This is a genomic window from Streptomyces sp. NPDC050546, from assembly GCF_044457425.1.
GTDB lineage: Bacteria > Actinomycetota > Actinomycetes > Streptomycetales > Streptomycetaceae > Streptomyces.
The window spans coordinates 87,497-113,134 of record NZ_JBITGX010000010.1; the positions used below are offsets into that span (position 1 = coordinate 87,497).

Genomic DNA, 25,638 nt, shown 5'->3' on the forward strand with positions numbered 1-25,638 from the left:
GTCCGGGCGTCACGCGAGTACCTCTGCCGTGACCTGCAAAACCTCAGTGCGGTGCCCGCTCGCGAAGTGCCGCGTGCCACGCGGGAAGCGGACTCTCCGGTGCCGGATCGGGACGCCGTCCGCCCCGGGCGAAGAAGTCGGCGAGCGGCAGGATCGCGGCGCCGATCGTGACCGCGTCGGGCCCGAGCCGGCCCAGTTCGACGGTCACCTTCCCGGCCGGGTGGCGCAGCGCGTAGGACATGGCGTGGCGGCGTACGGCGGGCAGGAAGCGGGCTCCGAGGGCCAGGCCCGCCCAGCCGCCGATGAGGATGCGCTCGGGCTGGAAGAGGTTGATGAGGCCGGAGAGGCCGGCGCCCAGGTACTCGGCGGTCTCCTCCAGGACGGACAGCGCGACCGGGTCGGCCTCGCCGTCCCCGGGCGGGTACGCGGCGGCGAGCATCGCGGTGAGCGCGGACTCCTCGTCGGCGCGGTCACGGACCCGGCCGCCCTCCTCCCGCCAGCGGGCGATGAGCGACTCGGCGCCCGCATAGGCCTCCAGGCAGCCGAGCGCCCCGCAGCGGCAGCGGCGGCCCCGGACCCGCACGGTCAGGTGCCCCCATTCGACCGCCCGGCCCTGCTCCACCTCGGGGGTGACGAGGCTCGCGCCGACGCCGGAGCCGAAGAGAATCACCACGGCGTTGTGCGCGCCGCGTCCGGCGCCGAACCACATCTCGGCCTGGCCCAGCGTCTTGGCGCCGTTGTCGATGAAGTACGGGACGGTGTCCGGCAGCGGGGTTACGGTGCGGAGCAGGGCCTCCAGCGGGACCGCGTCCCAGCCGATGGTCTGCCCGTGCACGAGCGCGCCGCGGTCGGGGGTGCGCTCGACGATGCCGGGGACGCCGATGCCGACGCCGAGGAGCCGTTCGGGCGCGAGGCCGGCGGTGTCGAGCACCTCGGCGATGCCCTGGCGGATGTGGTCGACGACGACCTCGACCTCGTATCGCGCCGCGGCGAGCGGGCGCTCGACGCGGGCGAGTTCGGTGAGGGTGAGGTCGAACAGTTCGACCCGCACCCGGGTCTCGCCGACATCGACGCCGATCATGTGGCCGCTGCCGGGCGCGACGCGCAGCAGGGTGCGGGGGCGGCCGCCGTCGGAGTCGACACTGCCGGCCTCCTCCACCAGACCGTCGGCGACCAGATCGGCGACGACGTTGCTGACGGAGCCGGAACTCAGTCCGGTCACCGGGCCGAGAGCGAAGCGGCTGAGCGGGCCGTCGAAGTAGAGCCGTTGCAGCACGGCCGTGCGGTTGGCCCGCCTGAGATCGCGTACGGTGCGCCCGTTCCGCCCCGCCATGTGGCTCCTTCCACCCCTTGCCCGGCCTGCAACATACCGCCGGGGCAAGCTCGGCGCGACATTCCTCCACCCCTTATTTCACGCTGTGAGATTTCCCGCCTCGGAGTTCCTCGATCTCGTCCAGGGCCGCGACGAGTTCCGGGGCGACCGTCTCCCGGACCCAGCGCACCTGTTCCTCGCCGGCCTCGCGCGGAACCGTCTCGGTGAGCATGATCAGGTACAGATAGGCGCGGTACAGGGCGAGACGGAGGCGGGCCGGGGCGTCGAAGCCGGCCCGGCCGCCGGACTCCCGGTAGCCCGACAGGAAGGCCTCGTCCTCCTTGATGTCCCCCAGCAGCGCCAGGGAGACGAATTCGGCGAGGGGGTCGCCCCAGAACATGCGCTCCCCGTCGATGAGGCCGCCGATGCGGGCGTCTCCGTCCGACCGGTCGACGAGGATGTTGCCCCGCCACAGGTCGAAGTGGACGAGGCACGGGACCGTGACCTCGCCGAGGGCGCCGTACGCGGAACGGGCGGTACGGGCCACCGCGTCGACCGGGCGTGGCAGCCAGGCCTCGTAGCGCCGGGCGTCGTCGAGGACGGCGTCGAACATCGTCGTGAACGCGGTCCGCCAGTCGGGGGCGAGCGGTCCGAGGGCGCCGGAGGGATAGCCGAAGCCGGGGCCCGTCACGCCGTGCAGCCGGGCCGTCCGGCGTCCCAGCTCCGCACGCAGCGCGGTCTGCTCCGCCGCCGTGAGCGAGTCGTCCCAGGAGTCGCCCGGGCAGGCCGTCATCAGCAGGAAGTCGTCGCCCAGGGACACCAGCCGCGGCGCGGGGACACCGGCGCGGGCGGCCGAACGGTAGAACTCGGCCTCCGAGACGAGCAGTCGGCGCTCGTGCCGGAGGCCGGGGACCGTGGCGGCGGGCGGGATCTTCAGCACGTAGCGGGTGCCGTCGGTGAGGCGGAGTTCCTCGACGGTGTTGTACGTGCCGCCGGTCAGCGGGCGGAGGTGGGCGAGGCGGCCGGGGTCCAGACCCGCCGTCGCCAGGACGCTCCGGGCCCGTTCCCAGGAGTCCACCACCGTGCGCCCACCTCTCCCCTACGGCATCGGTCAGCCGGCCGCGTACACGTCCTCGACGTAGCGCCCGTCCGCGACCAGCCCGTCGAGCCACTGCTCGGCGGCCGTCTCGTCCGCACCCGGCGTGTGCTTGCGGTACAGCGTACGGAACGCCTCCCGCACCCCGGGCGCCATCCGCGAACCGTCACCGCAGACGTACACCCGCGCTCCGGCGGCCAGCAGGCCCCAGACCTCCTCGGCCTCGGCGGCGACGCGGTGCTGCACGAACCGCACCTCGCCCTCGGGGGTCTCGCTGAAGGCGGGGCGCAGCGAGACGGCCCCGGCCGTGTCGGCGGCGCCCAGTTCGTCGGCGTGCATGAAGTCGGCGTCGGGCGCGTCGCAGCCGAAGTAGCAGACGGCCGGGGCCAGTTCGGCGCCCGCCGCGAGGGCGGCCGTGCGGTCGGCGATGGCGCCGCGGAACGGGGCGAGGCCGGTGCCGGCCGCGACCATGATGACCGGGACTGATCCGCCGGTGGCGTCGATGCGGAAGGCCTCCCGGCACGGCTGCACGCGCGCGTAGACCGTGTCACCGGGCTCCACCGCGTTGAGGTGGCCGGATCCGGTGCCCCGGTAGACGCCCTTGCCCGAGCGGGCGGGCGCCTGCAGCAGCGACACCATCAGGTCCACGTGGCCGGGGTCGACGGCGGGCGAGGAGGAGATGGAGTAGTGCCGGGGGCGCAGCGGGGTGAGGAGGTCGAGGAGCCCCGGCCAGTCCAGGGCGCCCCGCAGGGCCGGGTGGTCCTCGAGGATCTCCACGAGGGTGCGCGGGTCGTCGGTGAGGGCGGCCAGGGCCATGCGCTCCGGCGGGCACGGGTTGGCGGCGGCGAGCGCGGCCAGTTGCCCGGCGCTCGGGCGCTCCTGCAGCTCCACGTGGTGGCTGAGGAGCTGCCGTACCGTCACGGGCCGGTCGACCGCGATGCCGTCACGGCGCGGGCGGGTGGCGCGGATGTCCAGGACCGTGTCCAGGTCGACGCCGAGCGCGGTGGCGGTGCGGGTGACGAGGTCCGGGTCGTTGGCGGGCAGCACGGTGAGGTGGTCGGCCGTGCGGTAGGTGACGCCGTCCGGGAGGGCGACGCGCAGGAACCGCTTGCGGCGCGCGTAACCGGGCGCGGTGAGGTCGTAGGCCTCAGTGACCCTCATCGGGACGAGTTCGTGCCGTTCGGCGAGGGCGTCCAGCGGGCCGCCGGTCAGGGCCCGGACCTCGTAGGCGACCGCGGGCTCGGGCTCCGGGGTCGTGGCGTCCGGGTCGCCGTACTGCCGCAGGAGGGCGGTGCGCAGGGCCGTCGTGAACTCCCGGACGGTGCCGGTGAGGTCGCCGGAGGCGTCGGCGGCGGCACGGTCGAGGAGCCGGGTGGCGCCGGACTCCGCGAGCCGCTCGTCGATCCGGGTGGGGACGTGCTGGTAGGTGGCGGCCCAGTTGCGGTCGCCGACGCCGAGCACGGCGTACGTCACTCCGGACAGGTCGTGGCTCTCCTCCAGCCGGGCGGCGAAGGCGGCGGCGTCGTCGGTGGGGCGTCCGTTGTAGGAGGCGGCCGTGATGACGACGGGCCGGTCGGTGGGCAGGCCGCCGGCGTAGGCGTCCAGGGGCGCCACCTGGGTCTCGCAGCCGACGGCCGCGGCCTCGTCGGCGAGCTGGGCGGCGAAGTCGCGGCAGGTGCCGTAGTTGCTGCCGTGCAGGAAGAGGGCGGCGGTGCCGGGGCGGACGCGCGCGGGCAGATCCTGCGGCTCGGCCGAGCCGGTGTCCTGGAGCGGGGCGGCACCGGGCAGCGGCGTGTGGACGCGGTCGGCCGGGGTGCGCCGGGTGAGCGCGAGGGTGAAGCCCTCGGGCTTGAGGGTGAGGGTCTCCTTGATGTCGAGCCGGTAGCCGGCGTGGTCGCCCAGCCGGTAGCGGTGCACGAGCATGGCCAGCAGCATGGTCGCCTCGTGCAGCGCGAACTGGCGTCCGATGCAGGCGCGCTCGCCGGTGCCGAACGGCTTGAAGGCGTGCACCGGGCGCTCCGCCTCCGCCTCGGCCGTGAAGCGGGAGGGGTCGAACAGCTCGGGGTTGTCGCCCCAGACGGGCTGCCGGTGCAGCATCGGCGTGAGCACCAGGGCGGACTGCCCGGCGCGCATCGGGATGCGGCCGCCGAGGAGTGTGTCCTCGCGGGCCTCCCTGGAGAACACGGCGGCCGTGGGCCAGAGCCGGAGCGCCTCGTTGAGGACCTGGCGGGTGTAGGTCAGCCGGCCGACCTCGTCGTACGTCGGCTCGACGTCCGCCGTGTCGCCCCACAGCTCGTCGACCTCGCGCTGCACCAGCTGGAGCGCGGTCGGGTGCTTGGCGAGGTAGTACAGCGCGAAGGACATGGCGCCGGAGGTGGTCTCGTGCCCGGCGATGAGGAAGGTGATGACCTGGTTGCGGATGTTGGCCGTGTCGAGGGTGGTGCCGTCGGCCGGGTGCTCGGCGGTGAGCATCAGGCCGAGGAGGTCGTCGGCCTGGCTCTGGTCGGTGCCGGTGCGGGCGGCGATGACCTCGTCGACGACCTGGGCGAGGTAGGCGGAGTCGTCGCGGAAGGCCGCGTCCTGCGCCGAGTAGTCCTGGCCCGGGACGCGGGCGAGACGGGTCATGCTCCATTCCAGGCAGCGGACCATCGACTCGACGAAGGGGTGCGGCTCGGCCCGCTCGAAGGAGCCGAAGTCGTAGCCGAAGCCGGCGAGTCCGATGGTGTCGAGCGTCATGCGGGTCATGTCGCCGGGCACGTCGACGGGCTTCCCGGCACCGGCGTCCCGGTCCCAGGACGCGATGAGCCGCTGGGCCACCCGCAGCATGACGGGGTGGTACGTCCGCATCGAGCCGAGCGCGAAGGCGGGCATCAGGATGTCGTGCGCCTTGGCCCAGTTGGGCTCGTCGTTGTAGGCGGTGAACAGGCCGTCGGCGGCGAACTCGCGGACGTTCTCCAGGCCGGGCCCGATGTGCTTGGCGAACCGCTGCTCGTCCGCGAGCTCGGCGACCAGGTCCAGGTCGCCCACGAACAGGGTGTCCCGGCCGTAGAGCCGCCGGACGAAGGCGGGCCCGTGCTCGCGCATCAGGTCCATGGCCTGCTGGATGGGCGCGGGGCCGGGTCCGGTGGCGGTGATGTCGGCGACGGGGAGGCCGGCGCGGGTGTCTGCGGGGCGGGAGGTCTGTCCGGTGGGGGGCATGACGCGGCAACTGCCTTTCGCGGTACGGAAGTACTGCGATCCAGCGTGATCCACGGGGCCCGGCGGGCGAAACCCCGCCCCTACATGATTGTGTAGCGCAAGGAGATACGTCGCTCTTGCGCGGGAGCGACCCGGCGTGGCAGGAGATGCTCGTGGACCTGGCCCGGCAGGAGGCCGTGGTGTGGCGCAACCGCGCCCTGCTCCTCTTCGACCGGGTGGCGATGCCGGTCGCGGTGTGCGACGTGTACGGCGCCGTGCTGCTCGCGAACCCGGCGATGGCCGCGGAGTGCGGTACCACTCCGGGGCAGCTGCGCGGGCGGGACGTGCTGGAGCTGTTCAGCCCGCGGGAGGCGACGCAGGTGGAGCGGATCGCCGAGGCGCTGCGGTTGCGGCACCGCTCGCGGTACCAGGTGTCCGTGCGCTGGCGGTCGCCCGGCGGGGCGGAGCGGTACGGGGAGCTGACGGCGGACCCGGTGAGCGACACCGTGGAGGAGACGCCCGCCCTGCTGGTGATGCTGCGGGTGGACGGCGAGCACGAGGCCCGCGGTGCCCCGCCCGCCGAACGGGTCACCCCGTCGGAGGCACGCATCCTGGCCCTTCTGGCCGCAGGCGCCACCACGGCCCGGGCCGCCCGCGAGACCGGCCTCACCACGGACGGCGTGACGTACCACCTCCGCCGTCTGTCGGCCCGCTGGCAGGCGGCCAACCGCACGGAACTGGTGGCCCGCGCCTACGCGCTGGGGGTACTGGCCCCTGGGGTGTGGCCGCCGGAGGTCTCGGCGGCGGAGCCGGGGTGAGCCGGCCTCCCGGAAATCCACTCGCCCGGTTCGGCGCGGCTGTCTAACCTGACCTGGCCGACGAAACCTAGGACCCCTAGGTTTGGCCGAACAGACGCCGAAGAGAAGCCGAAGAGAACCAGGAGCCCTCCCGTGAAGCCGCTCACCGAGAAGGACATCCGCACCTCGTTCATCAACTGCTCGAAGGGAGAGGCCAAGCGTCTGGCCGTGCCGCGGGATCTCGCGGAGCGGCCCTGGGACGATCTCGACTTTCTCGGGTGGCGGGATCCGGGGGCGCCCGATCGGAGCTACCTCGTGACGGAGCGGGACGGCCGGCTCGTCGGGGTGACGATGCGGTTCCAGCCCGCGCAGCGGGGGCCCCTGCAGCGCAGCATGTGCTCGCTGTGCCTGACGACGCACCCGCGGGGCGGGGTCTCGCTGATGACCGCGCGGAAGGCCGGGGCGGCCGGGCGTGAGGGGAACTCCGTCGGTGTGTACATGTGCACCGACCTCGCCTGTTCCCTCTACGTACGCGGGAAGAAGGTGCCGGAGAGCGGCTCCCGCCTCGAGGAGAGCCTCACCCTGGCGGAGCAGATCGACCGGACCACGGACGGGCTGGCCGCCTTCCTCGACAAGCTGTACGCCTGAGCGTCCACGGTCGCCCGTGTTTTCCCGCGGCGCTAACGTCCTTCATGGATGCGTTCGATGCGCCAGGGGAAGGGGAACAGCCCGAGGATGCGAGAGGTACGTGAGTGGACGGCGCACGCCACTCGGATCATGCACAAGCGCCGGGATCCCGTGGTCGTCCAGACGTTCCGGTCCGCGACCGCGGCGACGATCGCGTACGTCATCGCGCTCCGGCTGAGCCCCGAGCCGACGGCCGCACCTCTCACCGCTCCCCTGACCGCGCTGCTGGTCGTCCAGGTGACGCTGTACGCGACGCTGACCAACGGCTTCCGCCGGGTGAACGCCGTGGTCACAGGCGTTCTCGTCGCCATCGCGTTCAGCCTGCTGGTGGGGCTGACCTGGTGGAGCCTGGCGCTGCTCCTCGTGGCCGCGCTGGTCGTGGGGCGGCTGGTCAAGGTGGAGGAGTACGTCCCCGAGGTGGCGATCAGCGCGATGCTGGTCCTCGGGGTCACCACCGTCGGGAACACCGCGTGGGCCCGGGTGGTGGAGACACTGATCGGCGCGACGGTCGGACTCGCCTGCAATCTGCTGCTGGCGCCGCCGGTGTGGGTGGAGGAGGCGGGCGAGTCGATCGAGGGGCTGGCGCGCCGGCTGCGGCAGCTCATGCTGCTCATGGGCGAGGAGGCGGCGGGTGGCACGCCCGTGGACCGCGCGGAGAAGCAGCTGCACGAGGCGCGGCGCCTGGACCACGACATCGTCGAGGTGGATGCCGCCCTGAGACAGGCCGAGGACAGTCTGCGGCTCAACCCGCGGGTGCAGGACAGCGTGCTGCACCGGGTCGTGATGCGCACCGGCCTGGACACGCTGGAGATCTGCACGGTCGTCCTGCGCGTGCTCGCGCGCTCCCTCACCGATCTCGCCAAGGAGCGCGACCCCAAGCCGCTGTTCGAGGCCGAGACGGGCGCCGCACTGGAGCAGTTGCTGTCCGAGATCGCCGATGCCGTGGTGAGCTTCGCGGTACTGGTCACCACCCACCTCAGCGCGAGCGCCGAGTCGGCCGAGGAACGTCTCGCCGCGGAACTGCGCACCGCGGCGGGCACCCGCGACAAGCTGGCCCTGCTGCTGCGCGAGGAGGCCGAGCGCGACCCCGGGCACTGGCAGCTGCCGGGCGCCGTCCTGACGGAGGTCAACCGCATCCTCGACGAGCTCGACACCGAGCACCGCACCCGGCGCCTGTTCGAGGAACTGGACCGCGTGTCGCGCGAGCAGCACGCGCGGATGCCCCGGCTGACGCGACTGCGTGAGCGGCTGGGCGTCACGGAACAGCTGTGGCGGAACCGCGCCGGGTTCGAGGCGCGTTCTCGCTGACAGCCGGCACCGCGCGTTGCGTGACACGCAACGCGCGGTGCCGTTGTTGCACCCGGTGGGTGATCCACGCCAAGGTGGCTGTCGCGACGGGGACGAGCGACGACCTGAGGGGCGACATGGGCAGTGGTGGCTGGAGCAGGCGCCGGTTCGTCGGCGCACTGGCAGGAGGATCCGCCGCGGCGGCGCTCCCGGCCTGTGACAAGGCGCCCGCGCCCTCGACCTCGACAAGCCCCTCGGCCCCCGCGCCGAGTCCGTCCGCGGAGGCCCGGCGGCCCTCCGGGCCCCGCCCCCTCCACCTCGGCACCTACACCTCCGCCGAGGGCGGCGGCAAGGGCATCGGCCTGGCCACGTACGACGCGGCGACGGGCCGGATCACCGGCACCGGCACGATCACCGGCGTCGGCGACCCGTCGTATCTCGCGATCCACCCGGACCGCCGCACGCTGTACGCGGTGGACGAACGCGCGGACGGCGCCGTGACGGCCGTCCGGCTGGAGGACCGGAAGGTCCTGGGCAGCCGGAGCACCGGGGGCGCGGCCCCCTGCCATCTGTCGGTGCATCCGGGCGGGCGCTGGCTGCTCAGCGCGAACTACGGCTCGGGCAGCGTGGCCGTGCACCCGATCGGCTCCTCGGGAGCCCTCGGCGAGCGCACCGACCTCGTCCGGCATTCCGCTCCGCCGCCCGGGCCGGGCCAGGACGGGCCGCACGCCCACCAGATCTTCGCCAGCCCCGACGGGCGGTACGTGCTCGCCGTCGACCTCGGCACCGACACCGTCTACACGTACCGGCTCGACGAGAAGGCCGGCACGCTCACCGAGGTGTCGCGGGCGCGGACCCGGCCGGGCGCGGGACCGCGTCACCTCACGTTCCACCCCGGCGGCCGGTACGCCTATCTCGCCGACGAGGTCGACAACACCGTGGCCGTCTGCTCGTACGATCCGGCCTCCGGCCGTGTGACCGTCGGTGCGGCGCAGTCCACGGGCACGGGCTCGGGCACGAACTATCCGGCGCAGCTCCTGGTGACCGCGAACGGCCGGTACGCCTTTCTCGCCAACCGCGGCGCCAACAGCCTCACGCGCTATGCGATCGAGGCGGACGGTGCCCGGCTCAGACTGCTGGACACCGTGCCGGTGGACGGGGACTTCCCCCGCCAGATCGCCTTCTCCCCGGAGGGCACGCTGCTGTTCGCGGCGAACCAGAAGTCCGGCACCGTCACCGTCTTCCACGTGGACGAGAAGAGCGGTGCGCTGCGGCGCGCCGGAGAACCGTTTCCCTCACCGGTCGCCGTCTGTGCGCTGCCGCTGTAGGGCCTTGGGGCAGGACGCGGCGCTCGCCTGTGTGAGCAGGACGTGCATGCGCTCGGTGAGTTGCGCGACGTCGTCGGCGGGCGCGTGGAACGCCAGACGTACGTCGCCGTGGGCGCGGGCCCGTTCGATGCGCAGCGTCAGTCCGTGCCGGTCCACGGCGAGCGGCTGGACGCGGACCGCGCCGTGCAGGCTGTCGTGCTCCACCAGCCGGGTGAGCCGCTCGACGGCGTCGGCGTGGCAGTCGGCGAGGTGCGTCAGCAGCCGGGCCTCGGCCGTGGTGAGCGGGTCGGGCACGGCGGCGGTGAACTCGTCGAGGTCCACGACCACGGCACCGGACGTCTGCCGCAGCACCACACGGGTGGGCCTGAAGGCCAGTTGTCCCTCCTCGACGGCGAACCAGCCCGCGAGCCACAGCCGGGTGCGGATCCGGTTGCGCACGGGGACGGGCGCGACATCGGCGAACTCCAGCACCGCGGACGGCTCGCCGCGGGGCGCGCAGATCGCGGCCGCGAGCAGGGCGCTGTCCTCCGGCACGGTCACCAGTACCCTGCCGTCCTCGGTCACCGTGTGCGCGCCGACCAGCTCCTCTCGCGTGCCCTCCGCGGTCACCGAGCAAGACCAGGCGGCGGCGAGCACCGAGCGCGCCCGCTCCGCCGCGGCAGGGGCCGCCGTCCAGCTTTGGCTGTCGTCACCCATCCCGAACCTCCTTAGGTAAGCCTTGCCTAACCTACCGAAGATCGGGGTGTGAGCCAACCACGTCACGTGATCTTTACGAGACGTCTCAGGGAGTGAGCACACCCAGCAGGGCACGAGCGCACAGTTCGCGCACCTGCTCCCGGCCCAACTCCGCGTCGCGCAGCCACTCCAGGCAGACGGCCGTGGTGAACGCCAGCCAGCCGCGCACGGCGAGCCGCACCTCGGGCCGCTCCTCGAAGGCCGGGCCGAACTCGGGGTCGGCGGCGAGCGCGGCGAGGATCTGCCGCTCCTGCGCGGCCAGGGCCCGCTGGTAGACCCGCCGCACCGCCTGGTCCCCGGCCGCGTCGGCACGGTGGAAGGCACGGTAGCCGTGCGCGTGGGCCCGGACGTACTCCAGGAACGTGTCGAGACCGGCCGCGAGTTGCTCGCGCACCGGGACGCCCGGAACCGCCGCCGTCATACGCAGCATCCGCTCGCTCTCGCGCTCCACGACCGCCGCGAAGAAGTCACGCTTGGTCGGGAAGTAGTGATACAGCAGCCCGCGCGACACCCCGGCGATCTCGGCGACCTGCTCGATCCACACGTCGTCGTACGGACTCTCCGAGAACAGCCGTGCCCCGACCGACAGGAGCTGCTCCCGGCGCTCCTCGGTGCTGAGCCGGCGGCGGGTGCGCCCGCCCTGGTTCGCGGCCATACCGGCACTTTACTTGACGCCGGTTCAACAACGGGACCAGACTGACCGCGCTATTGAACTCACGTACAACACGTGCGAACCCGCCGCCGGATCAAGGGAGATCGCGTCATGACGGAGGCGCCGATACGGGCTGCAGGGCCCAAGGGGTTCCGGAGTGCCGAGCTGGGCTGGCCCGAGCTGGACCGCATTCCGCATCCGCCGCGCCGGATCCCACTGCTCGGTGACGTGGTGGGCGTGAACCGGCGCACTCCCCTCCAGGACTCGCTGCGGTACGCCCGGCAGCTGGGGCCGGTCTTCCGGCGGAAGGCCTTCGGCAAGGAGTTCGTGTTCGTGTGGGGCGCCCGGCAGGCGGCCGATCTCGCGGACGAGTCGCGGTTCGCCAAGCACGTGGGACTCGGCGTCGCCAACCTGCGGCCGGTCGCCGGGGACGGCCTGTTCACCGCGTACAACCACGAGCCGAACTGGCAGCTGGCGCACGACGTGCTCGCCCCGGGGTTCAGCCGCGAGGCCATGGCCGGCTACCACCCGATGATGCTGGACGTCGCGCGGCGGCTGACGGAGCACTGGGACCGGGCGGCGGCGACGGGCCGCTCGGTGGACGTGCCCGGCGACATGACGAAGCTGACGCTGGAGACGATCGCCCGCACCGGCTTCGGGCACGACTTCGGGTCCTTCGAACGCTCCCGGCCACATCCCTTCGTGACCGCGATGGTCGGGACGCTGACCTACGCGCAGCGGCTCAACACCGTGCCCTTCCCGCTGGCCCCGCTCCTGCTGCGGAGCGCGAGCCGCCGCAACGCGGCCGACATCGCCCACCTCAACCGCACGGTCGACGAGCTGGTCCGGACCCGGCGCGCGACCGGCGGCGGCGACGGCGACCTGCTCGACAGGATGCTGGAGACGGCCCACCCGGAGACCGGTGAGCGGCTCTCGCCGGAGAACGTCCGCCGTCAGGTGATCACCTTCCTCGTCGCGGGCCACGAGACCACCTCGGGCGCGCTCTCCTTCGCCCTGCACTACCTCTCCCGGCACCCCGAGGCGGCGGCCCGGGCCCGCGCCGAGGTGGACCGGGTGTGGGGCGACACGGCGGAGCCGGCCTATGAGCAGGTCGCCAGGGTGCGCTACGTCCGCCGGGTGCTGGACGAGTCGCTCCGGCTGTGGCCCACGGCACCCGCCTTCGCCCGGGAGGCACGGGAGGACACGGTGCTGGCCGGGGAGCACCCCATGCGGCGCGGGGCGTGGACGCTGGTGCTGACGCCGATGCTGCACCGGGACCCGGAGGTGTGGGGCGCGGACGCCGAGCGGTTCGACCCGGACCGCTTCGACGCGCAGGCCGTACGGTCCCGGGCCCCGCACACCTTCAAGCCGTTCGGGACGGGGGCGCGGGCGTGCATCGGGCGCCAGTTCGCGCTGCACGAGGCGACGTTGGTCCTGGGTCTGCTGCTGCGCCGCTACGAGCTGCGGCCCGACCCGGCCTACCGGCTGCGTGTCACGGAACGGCTGACGCTGATGCCGGAGGGTCTGCGGCTGCACCCGGAGCGGCGGACCCCGGTGCGGGAGCCCGCCTCAGACCTGCGCTGTCCAGTGCCCGGGGCGGGTGACTGACTCCGGCAGCCGGGTCCCCGCACTCCCCCGGGCCGCGTTCAGCTGCGGCTGGGTGAGGAAGAACGCGCCGGTCAGGTCGGCGTCGGTGAGATCCGCGTCGCGCAGGTCGGCGCCGATCAGGTCGGCGCCCCTGAGGTCCGCGCCGGTGAGGTCGGCGGCGATGAGGTAGGCGCCGCGCAGACTGGCACCGCGCAGGTCGGCGCCCTTGAGCCGGGCGCCCATGAGGTCCGCGCCCCGGCGGTCCTTCCTACGGCCCCGGGTGCCGGCCCTGGCCAGTTCGCTCGTCCTCAGCAGCAGGACGTTGATCTCCTGGCGGTGCGCCGCCACGTCCAGCCCGGCCAGCTCCTCGGGGCTCCCGTCGGTGAGCTCCCGGGTCTTCTCCAGCGCGTCGCGCAGCTCGGCGTGGACCGGGCCGGCCGCGGGCAGGGCGAGCGCCTCGGTCAGGTACCACAGCAGCTCGTGCAACTGCCGGACGACCGGGAACACGTCGAACATGCGGCGGGCGTGCTCCGCGGGCCCGGACCTCCAGTCCCGCCCGCCGAAGGTGATCTGCGAGACCTGCTGTCCGGCGCCGAAGCAGTCGTAGACGGTGCAGCCGGTGAACCCTTTCTGCCGCAGCCTGGCGTGGATGCCGCAGCGGTGGTCGTCCTGGAGGTTGCGGCAGGGCGTTCCGGCGTCCTTGCCGACCGCGAAGTCGGCCGATCGCGCGAAGGGCAGGGCGACACAGCACAGCCCGAAGCACCGCTCGCAGTCGCCGCGCAGTTCCGCTCGCGCGGCTTTGTGATCTCGCATGCCGTTCAGCGTACAAAACGAGGAACGCCGCTCAGCCCGTGAGGCCGGGCACCTCCAGGCGCTCCAGCCGCTCCGGGTCGGCCAGGATGTACATGCCGGTGATCCGGCCGTCGGCGATCGTGACCCCCATGACCGACTGCACGCGTCCCTCAGGCGCGTGGACGAGGCCGACCGAGCCGTTGACCAGCACCAGCCGCGCGGACTGCGTGTACCGGGCGAACATGAGCGCCTGCTCCGCCACCGTCTTCGCGCCCTGAACGGCCTTGGAAGCGGCCGCGCCCCGCACGAGGGCACCCGAGTCGGCCCGCAGCACCACATCCGGGTGCAGCAGCGCGAGCAGCGCCTCGAAGTCGCCGCCGCGCGAGGCGGCGAGGAAGGCGTCGAGCACTTCCTTCTGCCGGCCGAGGTCCGGCTCGGCCGAGGGCGTGGCGCCGCGGACCCGGCGCCGGGCGCGGCTCGCCAGCTGCCGGGTCGCGGCCGGGCTGCGCTCCACGACGGGCGCGATGTCGTCGAACGGCACGGCGAACATGTCGTGCAGCACGAACGCGAGCCGCTCGGCGGGCTCCAGGTTCTCCAGGACGACCAGCAGGGCCAGGCCGACCGAGTCGGCCTGGAGCACCTCCTCCGCCGGGTCGACGTGCGACAGGGGCCTGAGCACCGGGTCCGGGACGAAGACGTCGTCCATCGGCTCCTCGCGGCGTGCGGTGCGCGAGCGCAGGAGGTCGAGGCAGATGCGGCCGGTCACCGTGGTGAGCCAGCCGCCGAGGTTCTGGATGTCGTCCGGGTCGGTGCGGCTCAGCCGCAGCCAGGCTTCCTGGACGGCGTCCTCCGCCTCGGCCAGCGAACCCAGCATGCGGTAGGCGACCGCTCTGAGGTGCCCGCGGTGCTCCTCGAACCGGTCTGCAAGTTCCGCGCTGTCTGTCATGGTCTCCCCCGTCGTCCGTCAGGTCATCTGCTGAACAGTTCGAACGCCACGGCGGGCCTGCCCCCGAAGCGCTCGCCCGTGGCCTCGGCGTGCTGGGTCAGGAAGCCGCGGACGTAGGTTTCCGGGTCCTGGTCGGTCAGCGCCTCGATGTAGCTGCGGTGCTCGAGCAGCGAGGCCACCGCGCGCTCCAGGCCGGACGTCGCGTCGACGGCGTGTGTGGGTGTGCTGGAACCGGCGACGGCGACCCAGCGCACTCCGTCCCACGGCTCGAGGCCCTGCTCGACGAGTTCCTGGAAGATCCACCGGTTGCCGGCGTCGCCGGCCGCGTCGAGCGTGGCGCGGCCGACGGCGACATGGTCCGGGGTGTTCCAGGCGACGCCGCCCCAGGTGTCCCGGTGGTTGAGGGTGATGACCAGCTCGGGCCGGTGCCGGCGGATCGCGGCGGCGATGTCGCGGCGCAGGGCGGTGCCGTACTCGATGACGCCGTCCTTGTGGTCGAGGAACTCGACGGCCGAGACCCCGACCACCGCCGCGCTCGCCCGCTGCTCGCGTTCCCGCAGCGGGCCGCACTTCTCCGGCTCCAGCGTGTCGATGCCCGCCTCGCCCCGGGTCGCCAGCACATAGGCGACCTCGCGGCCCCCGTCGGTCCAGGCGGCGATCGCCGCCGAGCAGCCGTACTCCAGGTCGTCCGGGTGGGCCACGACCGCGAGGGCACGCCGCCAGTCGTCGGGCATGGGCTGAAGTCGAGTGGTCGTCATGTCGGCAGACTAGTCCGGGCCTCCGGTCTCAGACCTCGTCACGCGCCATGGCCAGCAGCCGGTCGAGGACGCGGGTGCCGCCGGTGCGCACACCGTCGTGCTCGAACTCGTCCGTGATCCAGGTGCGCAGGCCGCGAATGCCGCGGGCGGTCCGCAGGGAGTGGGCCGTGTCGACGTACATGTCGTCGTGGTACACGGCCGCGACGACCGGCACCTTGTTGGCGGCCAGACGGGCCGCGTCGTACAGGGGTGTCCAGTCGGTGCGGGCGGCGAGCAGGTCCGCGGTCTCGCGCAGGGGGCGCAGGGCCGGGTCGCAGTCGAACATCCAGGGGTGGATCGACTCGCCGGTGAACAGCAGCGGCTCGTCACCCGCGAGTGCCTTGGCGGCGTCGAACTGCGGGAACTCGGCGCGGACCCGCTCGGCCGACCAGGCGGTGGGCCGGCCGTCCTGGCCGTAGATCGACTCGTGGACGAGGGCGTACAGCGGGTGGCGGGCGTAGGACAGCATGCCCTGCGTCTGTTCCTGGAACGCGTCGGACAGGGTGAAGCCCTGCGGGGTGCGGACGAAGGCGTCCTCCAGGAGGTAGTGGAGGCGGTGGGTGCCGTCGCCGGTGCCGAGGAGGATGCCGAGGGACTGGAACGCCTCGACGGTGAGCCGGTAGCCGTTCGGCAGGACCACGTCGTGGGTCAGCAGATGGTCGGCGATCCGGCGGGCGCGTTCGGCGTCCTGCGGGTAGCGGGCGTAGTGGGCGGCGACCTTGCGTTCGACGCGCGGGAAGGCGGCCCGGTAGACGTCGTCGGCGTGGGCGTCCAGGGCGGGCAGCCCGCCGGTGATCACCGCGGTGGCCAGGCCCTCGGGGGCGAGGGAGAGATAGCTGGTCGCGCAGAAGCCGCCGAAGCTCTGGCCGAGGACGGTCCAGGGCGCGCCGCCCGTGACCAGCGGGCGGATGGCCTCGCAGTCGCGGACGATCGAGTCGGCGCGGAAGCAGGTGAGGTACTCGGCCTGTTCGGCGGGGCCGCCGCGCAGCGGGAGCGTCTGCCGGTTGGCGGGGGTGGAGTGGCCGGTGCCGCGCTGGTCGAGGAGCAGGACGCGGAACTCCTTCAGGGCCCTGCCCAGCCAGCCGGGCCTGCCGACGGAGCGGTCCGCGCCGAAGCCGGGGCCGCCCTGCAGATAGAGCAGCCAGGGCAGGTCCTGGTGGGCCCTGTCGCTCGCCACGACCTCGCGGGCGTACAGCTCGATCGTGTCGCCCTCGGGGTGGTCGTGGTCGAGGGGGACGGTGAAGCGGCGGTCGGTGAGGACGACTCCGGGCTGGCGGTAGCTGAGGGTCAACAGGGCTCCCGGGACGGACGGATTTTCGGACCGCGTCCCAGTTCATCACAGGGAACGTCCTCGGGTGGGCCCTTCGGATCATGAAGCTTTCCTGAACGGCCGTTCAGGCCCCGGGGCGCCCTAGCGGGCAGAGAGACTGGAGCGGCGGACCACCAGCTCCGGCTGGAGGACGACCCTGCGGTGCTCGTGCGGCTTCACGGCGCCCTCCGCCTCCGTCTCCTCCAGCAGCAGGTCGGCCGCCATGGCGCCCATGGTGACTGCGGGCTGCCGTACGGAGGTGAGCGGGACGGCGGCGGCGGCCGCGAACTCGATGTCGTCGTAGCCGACGATGGCGAGGTCGTCGGGGACACCCACGCCCGCCGCGTACATGGCCTGCAGGACACCGAGGGCCAGCAGGTCGTTGGCGCAGAACACGGCGGTCGGCCGGTCGGCGAGGCCGAGCAGCCGGGCTCCGGCGTCGCGGCCCGCGGCGACGTCCAGCCGTTCGGTGGGCAGCTCGCGCAGCGCCTCGGGGCCGAGCCCGGCCTCGGCGAGCGCATCCAGGGCGCCCATACGCCGGTCGCGGACCTGGTTGAGGCCGGGCGGGCCGCTGACATACGCGATCGAGCGGTGCCCGGCGTCGACGAGATGGCGTACGGCCAGGGCGCCGCCCGCGACGTCGTCGACGGAGACCGAGCACTCCGTGGTGCCCTCGGCGACCCGGTCGACCAGGACGAACGGGATGCCGTGCCGGCGGAAGGCCTCGATGTTGCGCCCCGTGGCGTCGGCGGGGGTGAGCAGCACGCCGCGCACGCGCTGCTCGGCGAAGAGCGACAGGTAGTCGGCCTCCTCGCCCGGGTTCTGCGCGCTGTTGCAGACCATCACACCGAGTCCGGCCTGACGGGCGGCACGCTCGGCGCCGCGTGCCACGTCGACGAAGAAGGGGTTGCCCATGTCGAGGACGAGCAGCCCCATGATCCGGCTGCGGCCCGCGCGCAGCTGCCGCGCGGACTCGCTGCGGACATAGCCGAGCCGGTCTATCGCGGACTGCACGCGGGCCCGGGTCTCGGTCGCGACCGTGTCCGGGCGGTTGATCACGTTCGACACCGTGCCGACGGAGACTCCGGCGGCACGGGCGACGTCCTTGATACCCACCGACTGGGACATCGGACAGGGACCTCCAGAAGGGGAAAAGAGGGGGCGGCGGCCGGAGCGGCTTCACATTACCGGCATGCCGCCCCGGCGACCGGGTCCGGTCAGGCGGGCAGCCGGAAGTCGGTGACGTGCAGCGCCGAGGGCGTCGTACCGCTGGATTTCTCCTGGTACATGAAGGACAGCACCCCGTCCTGCCCGACGCGTGTCTCGTCGATGACGACCTCGCCGAAGGCGTTGAGACCGCTGCCGTCGAACAGGATCCTCCAGTCGGTGTACCCGGAGGCCGCGGAGGCGGCGGCGATCCGGCCGAAGGGGAAGACCGCGTACGCGTTGTCGTACTTGTCCAGGATCAGCTTGGTGCGCTGGCTGGAGTTCAGCGGGACCGGGATCTCGGTCTTCTGCCAGGTGCCGGAGGCGTTCCTGCGGACGTGGAAGGCGCGCCCGTTGGCGGTCCGGTTCGCGACGTAGTTCGTGGTGCACTGTCCGAAGCGGCCGGGGACGTAGGAGATGATCGCGTGCGGCCGGCCCGCGGAGTCGGTGAACTGGCTCTCCTGGTTCATCAGGGAGTGGTCCGGGTTCAGCGGGTCGACGACCAGGCCGGTGTCGTTCACGGACACCTTGTCGGAGCCGCCGGTGGTGCCGACGACGCTGCCGGCGTTGTTGCGCCAGGTGCGGCCCCGGTCGTCGGAGTAGACATAGCCGGTGTCGTGGTTGCTGATGCCGCCGCCGTCGCACATCACGGCGCCGTTCTGCTCGCGCCAGGTGAAGAAGGAGTGCAGCCGCCCGTTCCGGTCGTAGTCGATGCCGTGCAGGTACATGTTCCGGGCGGTCGAGGAGCCGTGCTCGCTGGTGTATGTGCCCGTCGAGCTGGACCACTCGCCGAGGTTGGTCCACCTGGTGCCGTCGTACTCGGCGAGCGCGTTCCGGCCGTTGCCGGAGACGGCGACGCGGTAGCTCAGCTGGAGCCTGCCGTCGGGCGTGGAGACGAATTGCGGATAGGTGAACTGCGAGGTCAGCGCCAGGCCGTCGAGGGTGGACTGCGGCGCCCCGAAACGGGCGGCGGTCCAGCTCAGCCCGCCGGGGTTGTCCATCAGTCCGGCGACCGACTTGACGTAGGTGAAGCCGTCGCTGTGGGAGTCCATGTTGAGGTGCAGCCGGCCGTCGACCCTGGAGACGCCCATGGAGATGACGTTGTGGGAGTCGTTGTACCGCAGAGTGTGCCCGACCTTCACGGTCGACCAGGTGCTCGCTCCGAGGGCGCGGCGGCCGACGACGGCATTGCGGTCGGCGGTGTACCAGACGGCGTACTGGTAGCCCTTGTAGGTCAGCAGGCCGTTCTTCTGGAACGCGTTGTTGTTGACCAGCCCGTCGTACGACACGAAGAAGACGGCCTGGTTGTCGAGCGTGGTGGTGCCGGTCCGGGTGACGGAGGGGCCGGGGTCCGCGGCCCGGGCCGTGCCGGAGGCGAGGGCGGGGGTCACCACGGCTCCGGCGAGGGCGGCGGCCAGCAGCGTACGTCTGCGCATCTCATGGACTCCATCGTCATACGAGGTGGAACACTTCCGTGAGCGGTTTCATGGCCTCGTCGGGCCGGGCGCCGTCCAGCGACTCGAAGAACGGCGCCATCTCCGCCTGCCAGCGGGCGTTGACATCGGTGGCTTCCATTCCGGCCAGGGCGGCCGCGAAGTCCTCGGTCTCCAGGTAGCCGACGAGCAGTCCGTCCTCGCGCAGGAACAGCGAGTAGTTGTGCCAGCCGGTGTCCGAGAGCGCCTGGCGCATCTCGGGCCACACGGTGGCGTGGCGCTCGCGGTACTCGTCGAGGCGGTCCGCCCTGACCTTCAGCAGGAAGCACACGCGCTGCATCAACAGACCTCCGGGGACTAGAAGTTGAACTGGTCGATGTTCTTGGCGTCGAACACGGTCGGCTTGCCGAGGCTGATCACACCGTCCTTGCCGATGGTGTACTCGCCCATGGAGCCGGCCTTGAAGGTCTCGCCCTCCTTGCCGGTGATCTGCCCGGAGGACAGCGCGACGGCGGTACGGGCGGCCAGCTCGCCGAGCTTGGCCGGGTCCCACAGCTCGAACGCCTCGACGGTGCCGTTCTTGACGTACTTGCGCATGTCGTTCGGGGTGCCGAGGCCGGTCAGCTTGACCTTGCCCTTGTACTTGGAGCCGGACAGGTACTGGGCCGCGGCCTTGATGCCGACGGTGGTCGGCGAGATGATCCCGGCCAGCTTCGGGTGCTCCTGGAGCAGGCCCTGGGTCTGCTGGAAGGACTGCTGGGCGTCGTCGTTGCCGTACGCGACCTTGACCAGCTTCATGTTCTTGTACTCGGGCTTCTTCAGCTCGTCCTTCATGAAGTCGATCCAGGTGTTCTGGTTCGTCGCGGTCTGCGCGGCGGACAGGATCGCGATCTCGCCCTTGTAGTCGAGCTGCTTGGCGAGCAGCTGCACCTCGGTACGGCCCAGGTCCTCGGCGGACGCCTGCGAGACGAAGGCGTTGCGGCAGCCGGCCGTGGTGTCGGAGTCGTAGGTGACGACCTTGATGCCGTTCTTCATGGCCTGCTTGAGCGCGGTGCACAGGGCGCCGGGGTCCTGCGCGGAGACGGCCATCGCGTCGACCTGCTGCTGGGTGAGCGTGTTGACGTAGCTGACCTGCCCGGCGGTGTCGGTGGCGCTGGACGGACCGACCTCCTTGTAGCTGGAGCCGAGCTCCTTCAGCGCCTTCTCGCCGCCCTTGTCGGCGGAGGTGAAGTACGGGTTGTTGACCTGCTTGGGCAGGAACCCGACGGTCAGGCCCTTCTTGGTGGCGGCATTCGGATCGGCCTTGCCGGCGGTGGCGGCGGATCCGCCTTCCTTCGCCACGTCCTTCTTGGTGGTCCCGCCACCGCAGGCGGTGAGGGCCAGGGCGAGCGAGGTGGCGGTGGCGAGTACCGCGCAGCTGCGGCGGAGAGTCGATTTACGCATGACGTTTTCCTTTGAAAGAGGTTGAGGGAAGCGCCGCTCAGGGGCGCGGGGAACTGCGCGACCAGCCACGAACAAGCGGGTCAGCCGGACGACGATTGCGCACGCAAGACGGCGATCTGCCGAGCCACCCGCGGCCCGAGCACGGAAAGCACGAGCAACACACCGGTGACGACGATCTGCGACTGCGCCGAGACATCCTGAAGGCTCATCACGTTCTGCAACGCGCCGAGCAGAAACACCCCGGCGATCGCACCACCCAACGTGCCCTTGCCGCCGTCGAAGTCGATCCCACCGAGCAACACCGCGGCCACAACGGACAGTTCGAGCCCGGTCGCGTTGTCATACCGCGCACTCGCATAGTGCAGCGCCCAGAAGACGCCGGTCAGCGAGGCCATCAACCCGGTCAGCGTGAACAGGAGCAGCTTCTGCCGCTTGACGCGGACACCGGCGAACCGCGCCGCCTCCTCACTCGCCCCGGTCGCGAACAACGACCGCCCGAACGGCGTGGCGTGCAGCGCGACCACGGCGATGGCGAGCAGGACGAGGAACGGCAGGAAGGCGTACGGGATGAACGTGTCACCGAGGCGCCCGGCCGCGAAGTCCAGGTACTGCGTGGGGAAGTCGGTCACCGCGTCGGACCCGAGCACGATCTGCGCGATACCCCGGTACGCGGCGAGCGTGCCGATCGTGACGGCCAGGGACGGCAGCCCGAGCCTGGTCACCAGCAGCCCGTTGACCAGCCCGCACACCACACCCAGCAGCAGGCAGATCGGGATGATCGTCTCGATGGCCATGCCCTGGTTCCACAGGGCCCCCATCACCGCACCGGACAGACCGGCGGTCGACGCCACCGACAGGTCGATCTCCCCGGACACCACCAGCAGGGTCATCGGCAGGGCGATCAGAGCGATCGGAAGCGTGTTGCCGATCAGGAACGACAGGTTGAGCGCGTTGCCGAAGCCGTCGACGAACCCGAAGGAGAACAGCAGCACGACGAGGAGCAGGGCGCCCACAACCGTGTCCCAGCGAATCGCTCGGCTCAGGGAGATGTCAGCCATGGCGGGCGTTCCTCTTCTTCAGGGCGGAGGCCACGCGCAGCGCGACGACCCGGTCGACCGCGATCGCGAGGATGAGCAGGATGCCGTTGATGGCGAGCACCCAGACCGAGCTGACACCGAGGGCGGGCAGCACACTGTTGATGGAGGTCAGCAGCAGCGCGCCGAGGGCCGCGCCGTAGACGCTGCCGGAGCCGCCGGTGAAGACGACGCCGCCGACCACGACCGCGCTGACGACGGTCAGTTCGTAGCCGGTGCCGGTGCCGGAGTCGACGTTGCCGAACCGGGCGAGGTACATCGCGCCGGCGAGTCCGGCGAGGGCGCCGCAGAAGGTGTACGCGGCGAGGATCCGCTTGCGGACGGGGATGCCGGCGAGCCGGGCTGCCTCCGGGTTGGAGCCGAGGGCGTAGAGCTCGCGGCCGCTGCCGTAGTGCTTGAGGTAGTAGGCCGTCGCCACGAGCACCGCCAGGGCGATCAGCGCCAGGTACGGCACCGCCCAGATGCCGCCGGAGCCGAAGTCGACGAACCCGCCGGGCAGGTCGGCCGCGGTGATCTGGCGGGAGCCGACCCAGATGGAGTCGATGCCGCGGATGATGTAGAGCGTGCCGAGGGTGACGACGAGCGCGGGCACCTGGCCGAGGCTGACGAGCAGCCCGTTGAGCAGTCCGAAGCCGATGCCGAGCAGGACGGCCAGCGCGATCGCCACGACCGGGTTGCCGCCGCCCTGGAGATACGTTCCGGCGGCGAAGGCGCTGATGCCGAGCGTGGATCCGACGGACAGGTCGACGTTCCGCGTGATGACCACCAGGGACTGGCCCGTGGCGACCAGTACGAGGATCGTCGCGTTCAGCAGCAGGTCCTTGATGCCCTGCTCGGACAGGAACTCGCTGTTGCCGGCCTGGGTGACGGCGATCATCACCAGGAACACGACCAGGATGGCGAGTTCGCGCATCTTGAAGACCCGGTCGACAAGCCGTGTGCCGCTCGACTTGGGCACGTCGGCCACGGGGGCCTCTCGGGGAGTGACGACCGTCATGCGGCGGCCCTCCCGGTGGCTGCGGCCATCACGGATTCCTCGGTGGCGTCGGAGCGCGGGATCTCGGCGGTGAGGCGGCCCTCGTGCATCACCAGCACGCGGTCGGCCATGCCGAGGATCTCGGGCAGGTCGGAGGAGATCATCAGGACGGCCACGCCGTCGGCGGCCAGCTGGGACAGCAGCCGGTGCACCTCGGCCTTGGTGCCGACGTCGATGCCCCGGGTCGGCTCGTCGACGATCAGCACCTTGGGGCCGGTGGCCAGCCACTTGGCGAGCACGACCTTCTGCTGGTTGCCGCCGGACAGGGTGTTGACGGTGTCGGCGATCCGGGCGTACTTCACCTGGAGTTTGACGGCCCAGTCGAGGGACCGGCTGCGCTCGGCGCCGCGGTCCATCAGCCCCGCCTTGACGGTCTTACGGAGCCCGGTGAGGCCGATATTCCGCTCGATGGACATGTCCATCACCAGGCCCTGGGCGCGCCGGTCCTCTGGGACCAGGGCGAGTCCGGCGGACATCGCGGTGGAGGGGGCCCCGTTGACGAGGGCCTTGCCCTGTACGGAGACCTCGCCCGCGTCCCAGCGGTCGATGCCGAACACGGCCCGGGCGACCTCCGTACGCCCGGCGCCGACGAGCCCGGCGAGGCCGACGATCTCCCCGTGCCGCACCTCGAAGGAGACGTCGGTGAACACGCCCTCGCGGGTGAGGCGGCGCACGCTCAGGGCGACTTCGCCCGGCGTCACGTCCTGCTTGGGGTACAGCTCGTCGAGGTCGCGGCCGACCATGCGACGCACCAGGTCGTCCTCGGTCATGCCGTCCAGGGGCTCGCTGGCGATCCAGGCGCCGTCGCGCAGGGTGGTGACCCGCCGGCAGATCTCGAAGATCTCCTCGAGCCGGTGGGAGATGAACAGCACGGCGGCGCCCTGGTCGCGCAGGGTGCGTACGACGCCGAAGAGGCGGGCGACCTCACTGCCGGTGAGGGCGGCGGTCGGCTCGTCCATGATCAGGACGCGGGCGTCGAAGGAGAGGGCCTTGGCGATCTCGACGATCTGCTGGTCGGCGATGGGCAGACCGCGGGCGGGCCGGTCGGGGTCGAGTTCGACGCCGAGGCGCTCCATGAGGGCGGCGGTCGCGTTGTGCGTGGCCTTGTGGTCGATCCGGCCGAGGGCGCGCTTGGGCCTGCGGCCCATGTAGATGTTCTCGGCGATCGACAGGTCGGGGAAGAGCGTGGGCTCCTGGTAGATCACGGCGATGCCGGCGTCGCGGGCGTCGCCGGGGCCGTTGAAGACGACGGGCGCTCCGTCGAGCAGCACCTGGCCGGCGTCCGGCCGGTGCACTCCGGCGAGTGCCTTGATGAGGGTGGACTTGCCGGCGCCGTTCTCGCCGGCGAGGGCGTGCACCTCCCCGGGGAACAGCTCCAGGGAGACATCCCGCAGCGCGCGGACCGCGCCGAAGGACTTGGACACGTCCCTCAGTGCCAGAACCGGGGCCGGACCCGTGGTGGACGGGTGGGTCATGAGGGCTCCTCGACGACGCCGGCGGGAGGCCCTCTCGGCGTCGTGAAAGGTTTCAACTGGGTTGCCGGGACGTTAGGCGGGCCGCACATGTCACGTCAATGGGTCCCGGTCGAAAATATTTCGAGGACAGAAGGTCACGCGCTGGTCACGGGAAACCGTGTGAGCCGGAGGGGTTGACACCCCTTCGGGGGACCCATAGCTTCGCGTCCTGAATCGTTTCATTCAGTGGTCGCTACGACCCGATGCCACAGGAGCCCTGACGTGACCGAGCTCGCCGCGGCGAAGACCGCGCTCAAGACCCAGGCCGTCGAGACGCCGTCGTGGGCGTACGGGAACTCGGGCACCCGGTTCAAGGTGTTCGCGCAGGCGGGCGTGCCGCGTGATCCGTACGAGAAGCTGGACGACGCGGCGAAGGTGCACGAGTTCACGGGGGTCGCCCCGACGGTGGCCCTGCACATTCCGTGGGACAGGGTCGACGACTACGCGGCGCTGGCGAAGCACGCGGAGCGGCGTGGTGTGCGGCTCGGCGCGATCAACTCCAACACCTTCCAGGACGACGACTACAAGCTCGGGAGCATCTGCCATCCGGACGCGGCGGTGCGGCGGAAGGCCGTGGATCATCTGCTGGACTGCGTCGACATCATGGACGCGACGGGGTCGGCGGATCTGAAGCTGTGGTTCGCCGACGGGACGAACTATCCCGGGCAGGACGACATCCGGGGGCGGCAGGACCGGCTGGCCGAAGGGCTGGCCGAGGTCTATGAGCGGCTGGGCGAGGGGCAGCGGATGCTGCTGGAGTACAAGTTCTTCGAGCCGGCGTTCTACACGACGGACGTTCCGGACTGGGGTACGGCGTACGCCCACTGTCTGAAGCTCGGGCCGAAGGCGCAGGTCGTGGTCGACACGGGGCATCACGCGCCGGGGACCAATATCGAGTTCATCGTGGCGACGCTGTTGCGTGAGGGGAAGCTCGGGGGGTTCGACTTCAACTCGCGGTTCTACGCGGACGACGACCTGATGGTGGGGGCGGCGGATCCGTTCCAGTTGTTCCGGATCATGTACGAGGTGATTCGGGGTGGGGGATTCGCGCCTGAGGTCGCGTTCATGCTCGATCAGTGTCACAACATCGAGGCGAAGATTCCGGCGATCATTCGGTCGGTGATGAATGTGCAGGAGGCTACGGCCAAGGCCTTGCTGGTCGATGGGGATGCGCTGCGCGCGGCTCAGGGGGCGGGGGATGTGTTGGAGGCCAATGCCGTGGTGATGGATGCGTACAACACGGATGTGCGGCCGTTGCTTCGGGAGGTGCGGGAGGAATTGGGGTTGGACCCCGACCCTGTTTCGGCTTATCGGCGGTCCGGGTGGGGCGAGAAGATCGTTGCCGAGCGGGTTGGTGGGCAGCAGGCGGGGTGGGGGGCGTAAGCGTCTGCCGAGATCTGTTGATTGCGG

The 25,638-nt window shown here is 71.7% G+C and carries 22 protein-coding genes; 6 read left to right on the forward strand and 16 right to left on the reverse strand.

The window, feature by feature from the left end:
- Nucleotides 1-43 precede the first annotated feature (43 nt).
- From ACIBK5_RS25030 to ACIBK5_RS25040, 3 genes are all read right to left on the reverse strand, one after another.
- Nucleotides 44-1,333, reverse strand: a complete 1,290-nt coding sequence (locus ACIBK5_RS25030; protein ID WP_399022612.1) for an ROK family protein — start codon at nucleotides 1,331-1,333, stop codon at nucleotides 44-46.
- 73 nt (nucleotides 1,334-1,406) lie between these two features.
- Entirely contained in the window at nucleotides 1,407-2,393 is a 987-nt protein-coding gene (locus tag ACIBK5_RS25035) for a phosphotransferase family protein (protein WP_399022614.1), read from the reverse strand.
- Nucleotides 2,394-2,423: 30 nt separating this feature from the next.
- Entirely contained in the window at nucleotides 2,424-5,606 is a 3,183-nt protein-coding gene (locus ACIBK5_RS25040) for a cytochrome P450 (RefSeq protein WP_399022616.1), read from the reverse strand.
- Between the two features lie 146 nt (nucleotides 5,607-5,752).
- Between ACIBK5_RS25040 and ACIBK5_RS25045 the strand changes: the two genes are divergently transcribed.
- The 4 genes from ACIBK5_RS25045 (at nucleotide 5,753) to ACIBK5_RS25060 (ending at nucleotide 9,684) form a co-directional block, all read left to right on the forward strand.
- The gene (locus tag ACIBK5_RS25045) at nucleotides 5,753-6,403 is read left to right on the forward strand and encodes a PAS domain S-box protein (RefSeq protein ID WP_399023062.1); all 651 of its coding nucleotides are present in this window, start codon (nucleotides 5,753-5,755) and stop codon (nucleotides 6,401-6,403) included.
- A 132-nt stretch (nucleotides 6,404-6,535) separates the two neighbouring features.
- The gene (locus tag ACIBK5_RS25050) at nucleotides 6,536-7,030 is read left to right on the forward strand and encodes an FBP domain-containing protein (protein ID WP_399022618.1); all 495 of its coding nucleotides are present in this window, start codon (nucleotides 6,536-6,538) and stop codon (nucleotides 7,028-7,030) included.
- A gap of 87 nt (nucleotides 7,031-7,117) precedes the next feature.
- Nucleotides 7,118-8,377 carry an aromatic acid exporter family protein gene (locus ACIBK5_RS25055; protein WP_399022620.1) on the forward strand — a complete coding sequence of 420 codons (1,260 nt, stop codon included), beginning with the start codon at nucleotides 7,118-7,120 and terminating at the stop codon, nucleotides 8,375-8,377.
- A gap of 116 nt (nucleotides 8,378-8,493) precedes the next feature.
- Nucleotides 8,494-9,684, forward strand: coding sequence for a lactonase family protein (locus tag ACIBK5_RS25060; RefSeq protein WP_399023063.1), 1,191 nt, complete (start codon nucleotides 8,494-8,496; stop codon nucleotides 9,682-9,684).
- Here the strand turns inward: ACIBK5_RS25060 and ACIBK5_RS25065 are convergent.
- Nucleotides 9,652-10,380 (reverse strand): DUF2470 domain-containing protein, encoded by a 729-nt coding sequence (locus ACIBK5_RS25065; protein WP_399022622.1) that lies wholly within the window; start codon nucleotides 10,378-10,380, stop codon nucleotides 9,652-9,654. The genes ACIBK5_RS25060 and ACIBK5_RS25065 overlap by 33 nt on opposite strands.
- Nucleotides 10,381-10,465: 85 nt before the next feature.
- A complete protein-coding gene (locus ACIBK5_RS25070) occupies nucleotides 10,466-11,074 on the reverse strand; it encodes a TetR/AcrR family transcriptional regulator (RefSeq protein WP_382577231.1) in 609 nt (202 codons plus the stop codon).
- A 108-nt stretch (nucleotides 11,075-11,182) separates the two neighbouring features.
- On the opposite strand from ACIBK5_RS25070, the gene ACIBK5_RS25075 reads away from it, so the two are divergent.
- Nucleotides 11,183-12,679, forward strand: coding sequence for a cytochrome P450 (locus tag ACIBK5_RS25075; protein WP_399022624.1), 1,497 nt, complete (start codon nucleotides 11,183-11,185; stop codon nucleotides 12,677-12,679).
- On the opposite strand, the gene ACIBK5_RS25080 is transcribed toward ACIBK5_RS25075, so the two are convergent.
- From ACIBK5_RS25080 to ACIBK5_RS25130, 11 genes are all read right to left on the reverse strand, one after another.
- Nucleotides 12,641-13,471 carry a pentapeptide repeat-containing protein gene (locus tag ACIBK5_RS25080; RefSeq protein ID WP_399022626.1) on the reverse strand — a complete coding sequence of 277 codons (831 nt, stop codon included), beginning with the start codon at nucleotides 13,469-13,471 and terminating at the stop codon, nucleotides 12,641-12,643. The two genes, ACIBK5_RS25075 and ACIBK5_RS25080, sit on opposite strands and share 39 nt — an antisense overlap.
- A gap of 31 nt (nucleotides 13,472-13,502) precedes the next feature.
- Nucleotides 13,503-14,396 (reverse strand): RNA polymerase sigma factor SigJ, encoded by an 894-nt coding sequence (gene sigJ / locus ACIBK5_RS25085; protein WP_399022628.1) that lies wholly within the window; start codon nucleotides 14,394-14,396, stop codon nucleotides 13,503-13,505.
- Nucleotides 14,397-14,419: 23 nt separating this feature from the next.
- Nucleotides 14,420-15,154, reverse strand: a complete 735-nt coding sequence (locus ACIBK5_RS25090; RefSeq protein WP_399022630.1) for a PIG-L deacetylase family protein — start codon at nucleotides 15,152-15,154, stop codon at nucleotides 14,420-14,422.
- A 28-nt stretch (nucleotides 15,155-15,182) separates the two neighbouring features.
- Nucleotides 15,183-16,484, reverse strand: a complete 1,302-nt coding sequence (locus ACIBK5_RS25095) for an alpha/beta fold hydrolase (RefSeq protein WP_399022632.1) — start codon at nucleotides 16,482-16,484, stop codon at nucleotides 15,183-15,185.
- Between the two features lie 120 nt (nucleotides 16,485-16,604).
- Complete coding sequence (locus ACIBK5_RS25100) at nucleotides 16,605-17,630, reverse strand: LacI family DNA-binding transcriptional regulator (protein ID WP_399022634.1); 1,026 nt, start codon at nucleotides 17,628-17,630, stop codon at nucleotides 16,605-16,607.
- Between the two features lie 89 nt (nucleotides 17,631-17,719).
- The gene (locus tag ACIBK5_RS25105; protein WP_399022636.1) at nucleotides 17,720-19,144 is read right to left on the reverse strand and encodes a BNR repeat-containing protein; all 1,425 of its coding nucleotides are present in this window, start codon (nucleotides 19,142-19,144) and stop codon (nucleotides 17,720-17,722) included.
- Nucleotides 19,145-19,160: 16 nt separating this feature from the next.
- On the reverse strand, nucleotides 19,161-19,481 hold the full coding sequence (locus tag ACIBK5_RS25110) for an L-rhamnose mutarotase (protein WP_215116872.1): 321 nt from the start codon (nucleotides 19,479-19,481) through the stop codon (nucleotides 19,161-19,163).
- A gap of 17 nt (nucleotides 19,482-19,498) precedes the next feature.
- Nucleotides 19,499-20,584 carry a rhamnose ABC transporter substrate-binding protein gene (rhaS, locus tag ACIBK5_RS25115; protein WP_399022638.1) on the reverse strand — a complete coding sequence of 362 codons (1,086 nt, stop codon included), beginning with the start codon at nucleotides 20,582-20,584 and terminating at the stop codon, nucleotides 19,499-19,501.
- A gap of 80 nt (nucleotides 20,585-20,664) precedes the next feature.
- A complete protein-coding gene (locus tag ACIBK5_RS25120; protein WP_399022640.1) occupies nucleotides 20,665-21,642 on the reverse strand; it encodes an ABC transporter permease in 978 nt (325 codons plus the stop codon).
- Nucleotides 21,635-22,675 (reverse strand): ABC transporter permease, encoded by a 1,041-nt coding sequence (locus tag ACIBK5_RS25125; RefSeq protein WP_399022642.1) that lies wholly within the window; start codon nucleotides 22,673-22,675, stop codon nucleotides 21,635-21,637. The genes ACIBK5_RS25120 and ACIBK5_RS25125 overlap by 8 nt, the downstream gene beginning before the upstream one ends.
- Nucleotides 22,672-24,189, reverse strand: a complete 1,518-nt coding sequence (locus ACIBK5_RS25130) for a sugar ABC transporter ATP-binding protein (protein WP_399022644.1) — start codon at nucleotides 24,187-24,189, stop codon at nucleotides 22,672-22,674. The genes ACIBK5_RS25125 and ACIBK5_RS25130 overlap by 4 nt, the downstream gene beginning before the upstream one ends.
- A gap of 261 nt (nucleotides 24,190-24,450) precedes the next feature.
- Between ACIBK5_RS25130 and rhaI the strand changes: the two genes are divergently transcribed.
- Complete coding sequence (rhaI, locus tag ACIBK5_RS25135; protein ID WP_399022647.1) at nucleotides 24,451-25,611, forward strand: L-rhamnose isomerase; 1,161 nt, start codon at nucleotides 24,451-24,453, stop codon at nucleotides 25,609-25,611.
- Nucleotides 25,612-25,638: the final 27 nt, after the last annotated feature.